The 13,062-nt window shown below is 57.8% G+C and carries 10 protein-coding genes; 5 read left to right on the forward strand and 5 right to left on the reverse strand.

From position 1 onward, the window contains the following. Nucleotides 1-28: 28 nt before the first annotated feature. Nucleotides 29-493: a MauE/DoxX family redox-associated membrane protein gene (locus QP904_RS11170; protein WP_023020842.1), complete on the reverse strand. Its 465-nt coding sequence runs from the start codon at nucleotides 491-493 to the stop codon at nucleotides 29-31. Nucleotides 494-509: 16 nt separating this feature from the next. After that, nucleotides 510-2,126, reverse strand: coding sequence for a phosphoglucomutase (alpha-D-glucose-1,6-bisphosphate-dependent) (gene pgm / locus QP904_RS11175; protein WP_284799141.1), 1,617 nt, complete (start codon nucleotides 2,124-2,126; stop codon nucleotides 510-512). A gap of 133 nt (nucleotides 2,127-2,259) precedes the next feature. Between pgm and QP904_RS11180 the strand changes: the two genes are divergently transcribed. From QP904_RS11180 to QP904_RS11200, 5 genes are all read left to right on the forward strand, one after another. Next, the gene (locus tag QP904_RS11180) at nucleotides 2,260-3,681 is read left to right on the forward strand and encodes an alanine/glycine:cation symporter family protein (protein WP_284799142.1); all 1,422 of its coding nucleotides are present in this window, start codon (nucleotides 2,260-2,262) and stop codon (nucleotides 3,679-3,681) included. Nucleotides 3,682-3,691: 10 nt separating this feature from the next. Next, the gene (locus QP904_RS11185; protein WP_284799143.1) at nucleotides 3,692-3,994 is read left to right on the forward strand and encodes a fluoride efflux transporter family protein; all 303 of its coding nucleotides are present in this window, start codon (nucleotides 3,692-3,694) and stop codon (nucleotides 3,992-3,994) included. Beyond that, nucleotides 3,991-4,350, forward strand: coding sequence for a FluC/FEX family fluoride channel (locus QP904_RS11190; RefSeq protein WP_200288682.1), 360 nt, complete (start codon nucleotides 3,991-3,993; stop codon nucleotides 4,348-4,350). Before QP904_RS11185 ends, QP904_RS11190 begins: the two co-directional genes overlap by 4 nt. A gap of 61 nt (nucleotides 4,351-4,411) precedes the next feature. Beyond that, nucleotides 4,412-5,614, forward strand: a complete 1,203-nt coding sequence (locus QP904_RS11195; RefSeq protein WP_284836079.1) for an alpha/beta hydrolase — start codon at nucleotides 4,412-4,414, stop codon at nucleotides 5,612-5,614. After that, the gene (locus QP904_RS11200; RefSeq protein WP_284836080.1) at nucleotides 5,601-7,910 is read left to right on the forward strand and encodes an MprF family protein; all 2,310 of its coding nucleotides are present in this window, start codon (nucleotides 5,601-5,603) and stop codon (nucleotides 7,908-7,910) included. Before QP904_RS11195 ends, QP904_RS11200 begins: the two co-directional genes overlap by 14 nt. Before the next feature lie 54 nt (nucleotides 7,911-7,964). Here the strand turns inward: QP904_RS11200 and QP904_RS11205 are convergent, their stop codons facing one another. From QP904_RS11205 to QP904_RS11215, 3 genes are all read right to left on the reverse strand, one after another. Then, complete coding sequence (locus QP904_RS11205) at nucleotides 7,965-10,508, reverse strand: ABC transporter permease (protein WP_284836081.1); 2,544 nt, start codon at nucleotides 10,506-10,508, stop codon at nucleotides 7,965-7,967. Next, complete coding sequence (locus QP904_RS11210) at nucleotides 10,509-11,237, reverse strand: ABC transporter ATP-binding protein (protein WP_023020834.1); 729 nt, start codon at nucleotides 11,235-11,237, stop codon at nucleotides 10,509-10,511. A 144-nt stretch (nucleotides 11,238-11,381) separates the two neighbouring features. Continuing rightward, nucleotides 11,382-12,629 carry an HNH endonuclease signature motif containing protein gene (locus QP904_RS11215; RefSeq protein WP_248099382.1) on the reverse strand — a complete coding sequence of 416 codons (1,248 nt, stop codon included), beginning with the start codon at nucleotides 12,627-12,629 and terminating at the stop codon, nucleotides 11,382-11,384. Nucleotides 12,630-13,062 lie beyond the last annotated feature (433 nt).

A 13,062-nucleotide genomic window follows, 5' to 3' on the forward strand; every position in this document is an offset into this window, starting at 1 on the left:
GACCAATACAGCCTACCTTGCCCACCTATTAGGGGTGAAGGGCAAACTTGGTGAAAGGGCGTTTAATAGTCCAAACAGTGAAGAATAGATACGCGGCATCGCGCAACAGCGTCTTCGCATAATCCATTCCGCGGTCAGGATTTTGGGCGTCATAGCCAAAGCAGCCGCAGTCAATATCTAGCCCGCGGGCCCAGGCCTGCGCGATGCCCACCATAAACAGCAGCAACACGATGGTTGCCACGATGGAGGATCTCCGCAAAAACAGCCCGAGAAGCAAGAGCACGCCACCGATAACTTCTAATGGGCCAATGACCGTTGCTAGGTAAAGAGCCCAATCAGGCGTAAAAATGTCATAGCCTTTGATGGCTTGGGTCATGTCCAGAGTTTTGCCGAGCTTGTGCACGCCGGCTTCAATCCACACCCAGGCCATGCCAAAGCGGGCGATGAAGCTGATGATATCGAGCACCAGCTTCCCTTTATTCTTGCTACTCACGAGGATGAGTTTAGCGTTAAACCTCTAATACATGGGTAACAACTGCCTGTGCTTCTGCTTGTACCTTTCTGAGATGCTCCTCACCCAGGAAAGACTCCGCATAGATTTTGTACTTATCTTCCGTACCAGAAGGGCGGGCAGCGAACCACGCATTCTTAGTCGCCACCTTCAGACCGCCGATGGCGGCACCGTTGCCGGGAGCCTCAGTTAATTTGGCCACGATCTCCTCCCCTGCCAGCTCCGTAGCGCTGACCTTTTCGGGAGATAGCTTCTTCAGGATGGCCTTTTGCTCGCGGTTAGCTGGGGCGTCGGTACGGGCATAGGCTGGGGCACCGAATTTTTCCGCCAGCTCTGCATAGCGCTGGGACGGGCTCTTGCCCGTTACTGCGGTGATCTCCGCGGCAAGTAGATCCATAATGATGCCGTCCTTATCGGTAGACCATACGGAGCCATCGAAGCGTAGGAAAGAAGCACCGGCCGATTCTTCACCACCGAAACCAATGGTGCCTTCCACCAGCCCCGGCACAAACCATTTGAAGCCGACGGGAACCTCCACCAGCTCCCGGTCAAGGCTTTCCACCACGCGATCAATCATAGAGGAGGACACCAAAGTCTTTCCCACACCGGCATTCCCCCACTGCGGACGGTGACTAAAGAGGTACTCGATGGCCACGGCGAGGTAATGATTGGGGTTCATCAGGCCAGCATCGGGAGTGACAATGCCATGGCGATCCGCATCGGCGTCGTTGCCGGTGGCAAGGTCGAAGCTTGAGCGGGCGTCGATAAGCGAGGCCATGGCAGCCGGCGAGGAACAATCCATGCGGATCTTGCCGTCTGTATCCAAGGTCATAAAGCGGAACGTGGAGTCCACCTCAGGGTTGACCACGGTCATATTCAGCCCGTAGTAATCCGCAATGGCCTGCCAATAGTCCACCGAGGCACCACCCATGGGATCAGCGCCGATGCGCAGGCCGGAATCTTTAATAGCCTGCATATCCACCACATTCTTAAGGTCAGCCACGTAGTTGTGTACGTAGTCATGCTTGATGCAGCGCTCGTCCAGCACGCCCGCGACAGACGTCCGCTTCACGCCCTCCAGCCCGGCGCGCAAGTAGTCGTTGGCGCGCCCTGCAATCCAATCGGTTGCCTGCGCATCGGCCGGGCCGCCGGTTGGCGGGTTGTACTTGAAACCACCATCGCGCGGAGGGTTATGCGAAGGAGTAATCACAATGCCGTCGGTACCGGGGTGGGTCAAAATCGCGTGGGATACCGCCGGAGTCGGGGTATAGCGGCCGCGATCGTCGACGCGAACCTCCAGCTCATTGGCCAGCAGCACCTCGAGGGCGGAGACCATGGCGGGCTCGGATAGCGCATGGGTATCGCGGCCGATAAAAATTGCCCCGGTAACGCCTTGCTCTGCGCGATAGTCCACAATGGCTTGGGTGATCGCCAGGATATGCGCCTCATTGAAAGCGCAGTCGAGTGCGGAACCGCGATGCCCAGAGGTGCCAAAGGAGACCTGCTGGTCTGGGTTCTCCGCATCCGGGGTGCGGGTGTAGTAGGCGGTGACCAATTCTGCGATGTCAATGAGGTCCGATGGTTGTGCAAGCGTGCCGGCGCGCTCGTGGGCCATGTCGTACTCCTTGGGGTTGGGGTCCGTATAGCTATAGCTTGCCTTCTCCCCAGTGATTGCGCAGGACGGATGATCCCCCGGCTGGGGGTATGGCCAAATTTACTCCATTTCTATAGTTCGCTAGATTTGCAGAATGGACTCGCTTAATTCCATTCTCTCCGCCATCAGCACCGTGGTCTGGGGACCATTCATCCTCATTCCACTCCTGTTGGGCACGGGCCTGTGGCTGACAATCCGTTTGGGTGGCCTCCAGTTCCGGACGCTAGGGCGTGCGACGCGCCACGTCTTTGCCACAGACTCTGATGATGAGTCCACCGAAGGAGATATTTCCAATTATCAGGCGCTGACCACCGCCCTTGCCGCCACCGTAGGCGTGGGAAATATCGTGGGCGTGGCCACCGCGCTGTCTATTGGTGGCCCCGGCGCGCTGGTATGGATCTGGATTACGGGCCTAGTGGGCATGGCCTCTAAATACACCGAGGCGTACCTCGGTGTGCGCTTTCGCACCACCGACTCCAATGGCGAGATGTCCGGCGGCCCGCAACAATATCTCAAGCGCGGTATCCCCGGACCGCTCGGCTCCGTGCTAGCTGTCTTCTTTGCCATCTTCGCAATCTGCGCCTCCTTTGGCATCGGCAACCTCGCCCAAGCCAATGCCGTGGCCACCAATATGGAATCCACTTTCGGCATCGCCCCAGCGGCCACCGGTGCAATCCTGTTCGTCTTGGTAGGCTCCGTACTCCTCGGGGGAATCCAGGCCATCGGCCGCATCACCGCGGCCTTCGTGCCTTTAATGATCATCGTTTATGTTCTTGGTGGACTGTTTGTGATCTTCTCGCACGCTAGCGAGATCCCCGCCGCCTTCGCCATGATTTTCAGCGGTGCTTTCACCGGCACGGCCGCCGGCGGCGGCTTCGTGGGTTCTACCTTCATGATGGCTATTCAATACGGCGTCGCCCGCGGCATCTTCTCCAATGAGTCCGGCATGGGCTCCGCCGCCATCGCCGCGGCGGCCGCCAAAACCCCGCACCCGGCGCGCCAGGGGCTAGTCTCCATGACGCAAACCTTCATTGACACCATCATTGTGGTCACCATTACCGGCTTGGTCATTGTGGTGGGCGGCACCTGGGACATGGGCCGCGACGAAGCCGGAATCATGACGGCCGAGGCCTTCTCCCGTGTCTTGCCTGGCGACTGGGGCGGCACCATCGTTTCGCTCTCCATTATTTTCTTCGCCTTTTCCACCATCATGGCCTGGGCTTATTATGGCGAGCGTTCTTTGGAATCCCTGTGCGGCCGCAAAGCTTCCATCCCCTACCGCATGTTCTTTGCCTGCCTGCTTTTTGTCGGTTCCGTCTCGGAGCTCGAGCTTGCCTGGACCTTCTCCGATCTGGCCAATGGTCTCATCGCCATCCCGAACCTCATTGGGCTACTCCTCCTTTCCGGCCTAGTAGCCCGCGAGACTAAGGCGTACCTAGCCTTTGATCCCAAACTCACTAAACCGGTAGATGAGGTCCGCGCGTTCGTAGAGTCCCAGGGAATGGACTGGAAGTAACATAGGCCGCATGCCTCAATTCCTCGTCGTGGGTGCTGGCGCCGCGCTCGGTGCGGCTGCCAGATACTTGCTTTCCGTAGCACTCGGCGGCGGCATGTTCCCGCTGCTCATCATCAATATCCTTGGCAGCGCGCTCATGGGTTATTTCCGCCCCAGCCCATTCTGGGGCACGGGCGTGCTGGGCGGTTTCACTAGCTTCGCTACCTTCGCTTTCCTGACCTCCGAGGCGCACTGGACCATCGCTCTGGCTTATGTTCTAGCCACCATCGTTGGCTGCGTGGGCGGCTACCTGGCGGGTGACAAGCTGCGATGAATCTTCTTTGCGTCCTTCTCGGCGGCCTCATAGGCGGCAGCCTCCGCTATGGTTTTACCCGGCTTTTACCTGCCCCCTATTGCACCTTCGTGGCGAATATTTTGGGTTCCCTCGCCCTCGGCCTGGCTTATGGTTTCGCCCAGCTTGCCGACGTCCCCCTCATCCACCCCTTCCTCGCCCTCGGCCTTGCAGGTGGCCTGTCCACCTGGTCCACGCTGGCCAAGGAACTAGGAGAAATGATCAAACGCAGGCAGTGGTGGCGGCTTAGCAAATACCTCTTCTGGACCATCGGACTGGGCATCGTTTTGGCCTGGCGCGGCACCATCTGGACGGCCCGCATTTATCACGGGATTTAAGGGGTAAACTCCCAGCTATCTAGCAGTTACTTTTGGCCCGCTCAGGCCTAATATTTTTCGCGTGAGTTTCCTTTTGAATCTGCCTTTGGCGGATCCCATCAATGGCGTGATCTTTTACGCCATCCTCGCGATTGCGGCCATCATCATTTTCCTCCAACGCAAGGTGTGGCCACTGGTCATCGCCGCCTTGCTGTGCATTATTGCTTGGTTCCTACTCCGTCACTGGCAAGTACCGTGGTACATCTTCCTCGCCGCCTTCGTCCCCGTGGCGGCGCTGATACGCAAGCCCAAGATTGTCACGGTCACCGCCGGAATCTTTTCCCTTTTGGCCACGGTCGGCATCGTCAACATGGAATATCAAACCTATCCAGATATTGCGTCCCTTGACCCGCGCCCTGTGGCAAAGGAAATGAGCTACGAAGAGTTTTCCCACACCAAGTCTGGTGCAGCCATCGTCCATGTGGATCTTCCCGGCACCACCTCCCATTTCGCCGCTCGGCAAGCCACGGCGTATATTCCGCCGGCATACTGGACGGACCACACCTTGCCTGTCATCGTGCTCCTGCACGGCAACCCGGGCGGCCCAGATCAGTGGTTCGGTTCGGGCGAGGCGGCCGAAACTGCAGACCAATTCCAGGCGGCTAACGGGGGCCGCAGCCCCATCGTCATAGCCGTGGACGCCACCGGCTCTGAAACCGCCAACCCCATTTGCGCCGATAGCTCCCAGGCTAAGGTAATGACCTACCTCAGCCAGGACGTACCACAGGCCATTAAACAAAAATTCAAAGTCAACCCGGATCAGCGCACCTGGACGGTGGGCGGATTAAGCTACGGCGGCACCTGCTCCCTACAGATCGCCACCAACCGCCCCGAAGCCTATGGTTCCATCATCGACATTTCCGGCGAGGCTGAGCCCACCATTGGCAACCACGCGGCGACGGTGAAGAAATTCTTCGCCGGGGACGAATCCGCCTTCAATGACCAAGACCCCGCCCACCTGCTCGCCCACAAGCACTTCTCTACCCAAGCCATCTTCATCGCTGGCGATAAGGACACTGCTTCGGTCAATGCTTTGCGCTCGCTTTCCGATGCCGCCCGCGCCGCCGGCATGAAAACCTACTTTGGCACCCGGCCCGGCGGCCACTCCTTCCAGGTGTGGCGCCCAGCCCTGCGCGAATCCTTCGCTTGGGCCGCTAGCCGCGGTGGAATGACCGCTATCAAGGATCCCTTCGATGGAATTGGAGCCCACGATGTCCGTTCTTAAAACCATCCTGACCAGGTTTCCCGTTTCCCTAGCCGTCTTAGTCATTATGTGGGCACTTCACCTAGTGGATTTCCCCACCTCCCACTGGCTGGCGCTGACTACCGCGCACCCCGGTGGCGCCATTATTTTGTCCGTGCTCATCGTGCTCTGGCTCGTTCCCGCTGAATGGCGCTTAGGTTCCTTGCGCACATTGGCGGTAGGAGTTGTCTCCCAGCTCATCAGCGTCCCGCTGTCCATCGTGCTCGCCCGCGGCATTGAGACCGTAGGCCTAAATCGATGGGGCAATGACTTATTGAGCGATACCTTCCTCACCCCTATCGGTTTTATCGCCGGTGCCGCTGGTTTTGCTTCGGCTTTACTCCCCCGCCTATGGCGCCGCCGACTGCGCGTTTCGCTTATCGTGCTTACCGCCACTTTTGTGCTCTACTCCGGCACCATGTCAGATGTTCTCGGCATCGTCGCCGCCATGCTTTCCATTACGGCTGGCCAATTGCTCTTTAAGCCCGAATCCGCGCCGCCTTCCATCAGGGAGCGTCGCGTGCTCCTCGCCGTCGGTATCGCCTGCGTAGCCATTGGCCCTGCCTTCGTGGCACTCGACCCCATGGCCGAAGGTCCGTTCTCCCAAATCACACAGCTCCTGTGGGCACCACACCTTTCGGCTCTGGAGGCCACTCAAGTCTGCGCAGATTCGCTAACTTCTACCAGTTGCACTGCCGCAGTCGATCTCGCCCGTGTCCAAGGCATCGGCGCCTTGGTAGCCAATATCATGCCATTCATCATCCAGCTGGTGGTGTGCTTTGGTCTCATGCGGGGCCGCGTGCTCGCTTGGTGGATGGCGGTTATCACCCAAGTACTGGCCATCGCGTTGCTGACCTACCAGCTTTGGGATGATTCCCGCCTGAGCTACCTCCTGCCCAACCTCGTGCTCGTCATCCTGCCCTGGCTCTTGGCGCTATTCATGCTGCTTATCAATTATTCGCTCTTCCGGATCCGCGAAAACCGCGCATTTTTCACCCGCACTATTGTCTTCGCCATCCGTGCCTCTTCCCTCGGCGCGGGCTTGTGGATCCTTACAGCCTCGTTGCACAACACCGTTCCCCCAGCAAATCTTGCCGACATCCTCGCAGAGACGCCCTTGCGCTTCGTTCCGGCCGTCGTTGCGCTTATCCTTCCCCACCACGTCGCGCCGGCAACGATGTTTTCCTGGTTCATCTACCTATGGGTTGGAAACGCCTTCTGGATCCTGCTGGCAGTCCGGCTCTACCTTGGCTTTTCTCGGCCCGTTGATCCTGCACAAGAATCCGACCGCGACTCGGCCCGCCGCCTGCTCGAATCCGGCACCGGCGATCATCTTTCCTTTATGACGCTGTGGAAATCCAACCGGTACTTCTTCCACGGTGACTCCTATGTGGCCTACCGTGTCTCCAATGGCATTGCGCTCACGCTGGGCGCCCCCGTCGGCCGCGATATCAGCGCCGAATTCGAGCGCTTTGCCTCCGAGCAAGGCTGGGCCGTGGCGTGGTATTCCGTCAATGCGCAGTTCGCGGATGCTCACCCGCAGCTCAAGCGCCTTCAAGTTGCAGAAGAAGCAGTCCTCAACTGCGAATCCGTGGAATTCAAAGGAAAGAAATTCCAAAATGTGCGCACGGCCCGAAACAAAGCCGAGAAGGAAGGAGTTAGTACTCGGTGGACCACGTGGGAGGAGCTAGATATAGCCTCTATCGCCCGCATTAGCGCACTCAGCGAGGACTGGGTTTCCGACAAGGCCCTACCCGAGATGGGCTTTACCCTCGGCGGCTTAGAAGAAATGACGGTGACCGGCACCCGGCTTTTGCTTGCTGAATCCGCCGACGGCACTTTGCATGGTGTGACCAGTTGGATGCCGGTATACGAAAACGGTGCTATTACCGGCTACGTTCTCGACGTCATGCGCCGCAACGAGCACGGCTTTAAGGGAGTAATTGAGCTCCTCATCTCAGAGGCAATGCTCATTGCCCAGTCCGAAGGCCTTGCCTGGATCTCCTTGTCCGGTGCGCCATTGGCTGGACAGCCTGACGAGCCTAACTGGCTCGACGTCGCCCTCAATCGCATTGGGGAAGAAGTCGAACCGCTCTACGGCTTCCGCACCCTCGCGGCCAGCAAGCGCAAATTCCAACCCGAGGAGCACCCGTGGTACCTGTGCTATCACGATGAATTGAAGCTTCCTTCCATCGCGCTGGCCACCATGCACGCCTACCTGCCCGATATGAAGACCAAGGATGCGGTATCGGCAGTCAAGGCATGGATGGCCGCGTAAAAGCATTAAGGCCTCCCCTCAACGTGTGATGAGGGGAGGCCTTAGACTAGGCAGCTAGTCGGCGATTGCTTCCAATGGCGGCGTCTTCGCCGCGCGGTGCGACGGCCATACTGCCGCGATAATGCCGACGAGGGCCGAGCCCACAAGCATAATGAGCACCATCGCCCACGGAATCTGCGCAGAGTCTAGTCCCTCATCGCCGAGGATCTTGATGAAGGACCAGCCCAAGCCGAGCCCAATGAGGATGCCCATCACCGCGCCAAAGAGCGCGATCTGCACGGACTCCAGGGTAATCATCGTGCGGATCTGGCGGCGTTGTGTGCCCACAGCCCGCAACATACCGATCTCCTGGCGGCGCTCGATTACGCCCAAGGTCAAGGTATTGACAATGCCCAACACCGCAATAATGACGGCAAGGGCGAGCAGACCATAAAGGATGGAGAGCATCTGGTCAATAAAGCCTGCAGCTTGGCCCGCATACTCCTCACCGGAATTGACCTGAACCACAACCAGATCCTTGACCGCATCCTCCAGGTTATGGCGCAGTTCTTCCTTGTCATAGCCTTCTTGACCCAAGACGCCCACCATCTGGACGGTAAAGGACTTCTCCGGTGCAACCTTTTCAGCTACCTCCTGCGAGAGCACCATATTCTGCACCACATCGGTGGACTTAAAGATGCCGACCAATTTGGCCTCGGCCTTCTTGTCCTTTTCCGCAGAAGCTACCTTATAGGTCTCTCCTACCTTCCAGCCGTGTTCCTTGGCAAAGTCTTCGGTAGCAATGAATCCCTTATCCAAGTTGGCATCGCCCTCGACCATATCGAGCGCAATCATCGACGACGGATCTCCATCCGCAGTCGTGGTCTGCTGGAATTGCGGACCATAATCCATCGATGCCTGACCATCAACGGTCACCGGAGCCATACCGATGGTGATGGCCTTATCTACGCCCTCAGCCTCAGCCGCACGCTTACCAGTGTCCTTCGGTGTTGGGAATTCACCGGAGCTAGGGCCAGAAAGGAGGTAATCGGAGGTGATGTTCTGCTCCACGGTATCGGCCACGGAGGACTTCATCGTCGCGCCAAGCATGCCAATAGCCGTCACCAAGGCCACGCCTAGGGTCAGGGCAAATGCAGTAGCAGCCGTGCGGCGTGGATTGCGACGCGAGTTCGTCGCCGCCAAAGAACCGATAGCACCGAAAGGCGCACCGATTACCTTGCCTACCGTCGGCACCAAAGGGAGCGACAGGGCTGGGCCAGCCAAGAAGAATCCGACAATGATCCCGAACGCGCCCACACCGACGAGGACGGCGCGGACGTTCGTCTCGCCGTCGGAAAGCACGCCTGCCAACGCCGCAACAATGCCAACCAGCAAAATAATGGCACCGAAAATCGTGCGGACCTTCAGGGACGTTGCGGAAGCAGACTCGGTGGTGCGCATCGCTTCAACCGGCTGCACGCGACCTGCGCGCCGTGCCGGGGCCCACGCGGATACGACCGTCACGATGGTGCCCAAAATAATCGGGACCACGATGGCCGAAACGCTCAGGCCCAAGCCACCGTCGAACGGCATTCCTTTCGCGCTCATTACTGCCTTGATGATGGCCACCAAGCCCATGCCGGCAACAACGCCGACAATGGAACCCAGAAGTCCCACGATGGCAGATTCCACCACCACCGAGTTCGTAATCTGGCGGCGGGAAGCACCCAGCGCACGCAGGAGAGCGAATTCCTTGGTGCGCTGCGCGACAATCATGGAGAAGGTATTAGCGATGATAAACGTGCCCACCAGCAGTGCAATCAGGCCGAACGCAATGAGGAAGTAGTTAATGAACTTCAAGGCGGAGGACATCATCTCAGAGGTTTCCTCCGCCAGGCGCTCGCCCGACTCCGCCTTGACGTCATATTTGTCATTTAGGTGATCCACCAAGGCGTTCGCATCCACGCCTTCGGCCGCAGAAACCTTGAGCTGGCTCGGATCGCCGTAGCGCTCCAGGTAGTCCTTCTCGGCCATGCTCAGCACGATGCTATCGCCCTGGTCGACGGCGGGCTCCGAGATACCAGAAACGGTAACCGTATCCTGCTCATCGGGGTGAACCACAATGAGCTTTTGTCCCACGGAGATTCCGTATTTATCCGCCGCGGAGGAATTGACAAGGACTTCGTCCTTACCGCTCGGCTCCTCGCCCTCCTTCAGCTTATCGGCACCACCAACGACCTTATCCTCTGGATAAAACGGGACAACGCTGGCCGTACCGCCCTGAGTCTGATAGGCCTCCGAGTTCTCATTGGCTGCGACGACAGTCTCCGAATCCGCAATATTGATGTTCTTGACATCTTCATCATCGGCCAACTTCTGGCGAAGCTTTTCATCCAGCTTCGCGCCATTGTCGTCCTTCTGGCTCACCACCGCATCCACGCCACGAAATTCATTATCCACGGCGGAGTCAAAAGTAGACTTCAGCGAATTGGTGAACATAAACGAGCCGGCAATAAACGCTGTGCCCAAGACCACCGCGAGAATTGTCAGCCCAAGGCGCAACTTATGCGCCACGATATTGCGCAGGGACACCCTGCGCATTGCATTTCCGCGTGCCATTTAGCCCTCAATCTCCGCCATTACCTGGTGAATGGCCTCCATCGTCGGATTGTGCAACTCGTTGACAAGCTTGCCGTCAGCAAGGAAAACCACTCGGTCCGCGTACGACGCTGCCTTCGCATCGTGCGTCACGATGACCACGGTTTGGTCATCCTTGTCCACTGCCGTGCGCAAAATATCGAGCACCTCGGCCGAAGAATTGGAGTCCAGGTTGCCGGTTGGCTCATCGCCGAAGATAATTTCCGGACGGGAAACCAGCGCGCGGGCACAGGCCACGCGCTGCTGCTGACCGCCTGATAGCTCAGCCGGTCGGTGCTCCAAGCGCTCTGCCAAGCCTAGACGGCGAGTTACCTCTTCGAACCACTGCTTATCGACGTCCTTACCCGCAATGTCGGTCGGCAACGTGATGTTTTCCGCGGCAGTCAGCGTAGGAACAAGGTTAAAGGACTGGAAAATAAAGCCCAGCCGATCACGGCGCAGCGCCGTAATGTCCTTGTCGTTGAGCGCCGACATATCGGTATCGCCGATAAACGCCGAACCGGAAGTCGCGGAATCCAAACCAGCCATAGTGTGCATTAGCGTCGACTTACCGGAGCCCGATGGGCCCATGATCGCAGTGAATTCGCTCTTGCCGAACTCAATGGAAACATGATCCAGGGCCACAACGGCTGTGTCATCGCTTCCGTATTGCTTGAACAAGTCAACGGCGCGAGCCGCAGCATCAGTCATGAAACAAATTCTCCTTGTAAATGGGAAATTACCTCTTATAGTTTAGCTACCATGAACGACGGCCAGCATCATCCCAGAGGAGGAAAACGGCACACTAAGGCATGGCGAGATCAATCATGGAGCCGTACTCCGGTTGCCATCAACCTAATCTGTTGCCGTTCCTCTTTTTGTTCTTTGTTGTTGTAGTGCGAGGTATTGTGCCCAGGTGTGGTTCCAGTGTGTTTGGTGTGTGGCTAGGGGCCCGGTGGGGTGGTCTAGTTGGTAGGTGCCGTCTCGGTGGAGCCAGGCGATGGTGCCGGTGATGTGGTCGAGGATGTAGTGGACGCGGCGGTCGGTTTTGATGTTGTGGTGGTGTTGGCAGAGGTTTACTAGGTTGTCTGGGCTGGTCGGTCCGCCCTGGTGGTATTCAATGCGGTGGTCTAGTTGGCATCGTGTGGCGGGGATGGTGCAGCCGAGCCAGCGGCAGGTGGCGTCTCTGCCTTGGGTGTAGGCGCGGATGTCAACATTTGGGGTGTAACCATCAACGTCATCGGCGACTAGGCAGCGCACGAAAGCGTGGTCTATGGGTGCTTGGTTGATGTTTATCCATCCGGCGCCTGGGATGTAGACGCTGTTGGTGTCTTCGTTGGTGGTAAAGGTGTTGATCGCGACGCTAGTTTGGGTGTCTTCCAAGATGAGGTCGATAAGGCCTTGTGCTGCGGTGGTTTTGGCTTTATTGGTGTAGGCGTCGATGTGGTGGGCGATAACGGTGGCGGTAGCAGTGTCGCAGGTGAGGGTGAGTGTGGTGGTGTTGTCCGGGTTGTAGTTGATGCGCAGCCGTGGTTCGGGTTTTTGTTCTTTATCTTCTGGGCGCAGATGGGTGTCGATGAAGGTGCGGATAAACCGGCGTAGGTCGGCGTCGGCGGGTACTGTTTCGTTCGGTGTGGTGGGTGTGAGGAAGTCTGCGAGTGCTGCGTCGATAGCTTCGAGGTGGTCAGGGTTGTCTTCAAGTCTGTTGAGTTCGCGGTCGATGATGCGCAGTTTGGTCAGATCGAGTATCCAGTGCTGGCCTTGCACTTCGGTGACGAGGGGTAGTTGGCGCATGCGGTAGTGGGCGCGGATATACCCGAGAAGTTTGGAATAGCAGATGCCGAGGTCTTTGGCCAGGCTGGTGAGGGTTAAGTCGACGTCGTCGTCTAGTTGGGGCAGGATTGCGCGGTAGAGGAACCAGGAAGTTTTACGCGTGTAGGTGCCGGCTTGGCCGATGTGGTTGCCGGGTGCGTTGGTGGTATAGAACGCTTCGGGGACTTCCGGCTCGATGTTGGGGCCGGTGGAGGTTGGGTCGTCAATGAGTAGGGTGTCGGGGTAGTCGAGGGCAACATCAGGTTCGGGTGGGGATAATGTGGCAGTCACAGCGGGGCACTCCAACGAGAAGAGACAGATTCGTATCTGTTTTCTAACGAGTACTCAAATACTATCCCAAGTACCGGACATATGACCTTGGTGGGGGTGTTTGTGTTCGAATAGGATTACCTAAACCCGCAGGGATCCCCAGAGTCGACCCTTAATAGGCAACGGGGGTAAAAGGAAAGGTTGAGGGTTGGCATCGCTGGTGTCTTTAGGCGGATTAATGGCCGCTTCTTCACATAACCCCTACGGGAAGTCAAGTACGGGCAGTCAAGACGGCTGATCTTCCGGACCGAAGGCGGCTGTAAAGTATGTGGAAAACGCAAAAAAGCCGTAAACATCACTGTGTTGTGTGTTTACGGCTTCTTTGTTGTATTTTGTTGTGTTTGTTGTTTGGTGTCGGCGGTGACTTACTCTCCCACAACCTCCCGGTTGCAGT

It is taken from the genome of Corynebacterium nasorum (assembly GCF_030229765.1).
Lineage (GTDB): Bacteria > Actinomycetota > Actinomycetes > Mycobacteriales > Mycobacteriaceae > Corynebacterium > Corynebacterium kefirresidentii.

Excerpts from the sequence above, each read along its gene's own strand:
- QP904_RS11180 (WP_284799142.1), top strand. The coding sequence starts at position 2,260 with ATGGACTCGCTTAATTCCATTCTCTCCGCCATCAGCACCGTGGTCTGG.
- pgm (WP_284799141.1), bottom strand. The coding sequence starts at position 2,126 with ATGGCCCACGAGCGCGCCGGCACGCTTGCACAACCATCGGACCTCATT.
- QP904_RS11190 (WP_200288682.1), top strand. The coding sequence starts at position 3,991 with ATGAATCTTCTTTGCGTCCTTCTCGGCGGCCTCATAGGCGGCAGCCTC.
- QP904_RS11205 (WP_284836081.1), bottom strand. The coding sequence starts at position 10,508 with ATGGCACGCGGAAATGCAATGCGCAGGGTGTCCCTGCGCAATATCGTG.
- QP904_RS11210 (WP_023020834.1), bottom strand. The coding sequence starts at position 11,237 with ATGACTGATGCTGCGGCTCGCGCCGTTGACTTGTTCAAGCAATACGGA.
- QP904_RS11185 (WP_284799143.1), top strand. The coding sequence starts at position 3,692 with ATGCCTCAATTCCTCGTCGTGGGTGCTGGCGCCGCGCTCGGTGCGGCT.
- QP904_RS11200 (WP_284836080.1), top strand. The coding sequence starts at position 5,601 with ATGTCCGTTCTTAAAACCATCCTGACCAGGTTTCCCGTTTCCCTAGCC.